We start from the raw sequence: 940 nt of genomic DNA, 5'->3' as shown, positions 1-940 counted from the left end.
AGCCGTTGTCGGCAATCACGCGAACCCGATATGGACCTCCTTCCGAAACCTCGATGGTTCTTCCGACCATACCGTTGCTCCATGTATAGCTATGCTGGTCTGAACCGCTAGACGATAGACGCACGCGATACGGTGTACAATCCAATACATCAAATCGGATATACGGTTGCTCCGGTGGCGGGGTTACGCTAAATTCCATTACCGCACTGCCCATACACTCCGGATCTTGCGGGTCGCGCACGTTTAACACATAAACATAGTCGCCCGCGGCCAAGTGTTCTTCAAACTCCAAAGGGGTATGGATACTCCAATTGTAAATCACGGTGTTGTTGCGCGTCCACTGACGTAAAACCCGCGGATCGGCAAGGGTAGCGCTGATTTTAATCGGACTACCGCTACAGCTAATGGCCGGTGGGTTTAGCGTGACCAAAGGCAGCTTTTTAACGATAACCGCAGCCGATCGAGCACCGTAATAACCACAGCCGTTGGCGTCGAATAATACCGGCCAATAATTGCCCGTTTGGTTGACCCTCAAAGTAGCTCCGGTAGCCCGAGCAATGGGGTGAGCCCCGTTCATCCATTGGTAAGCAACAGGCCGTTGACCGGCTGTCTGTACAGACAAACGCACACTGCCCCCCTCGCAAAAAGTAGCTTCCTCAGGAATAGCTTTAGATAAAACAAAATTGGCTTTATTGACGGTAAACGGCCCTTGTTCGCTACTCATCGAACAGCCGTAACGGTCGGTTACCGTTAGTTTTATTTTGTTGCGCTCTGCATTTCTCCCCTCCGGTAAATTGATTTCCGCATAAGCCATTCTCAGCGTGGTTCTATTAAACTCCCATTCGTATTGGTATTCTGGATCGTAGTTAACCGGTGCGAGTAAAATGGGATTTTCGATACAATTCGGGTTGTAGTTGACCGTAAACTCTGCGTTGGGGCG

General features: G+C 50.3%; 1 protein-coding gene. It reads right to left on the bottom strand.

Features of this window, described 5'->3' with window-relative positions; genetic code table 11:
* A partial coding sequence (locus KO524_RS15140; protein ID WP_219295070.1) for a hypothetical protein occupies nt 1-940 on the bottom strand: 940 nt, incomplete at both ends.

This window comes from Flavobacterium sp. NKUCC04_CG (genome assembly GCF_019345525.1).
Lineage (GTDB): Bacteria > Bacteroidota > Bacteroidia > Flavobacteriales > Flavobacteriaceae > Flavobacterium.
The sequence above is the reverse complement of the archived record's forward strand: the minus strand, read 5'-3'. Positions and strand labels throughout refer to the sequence as shown.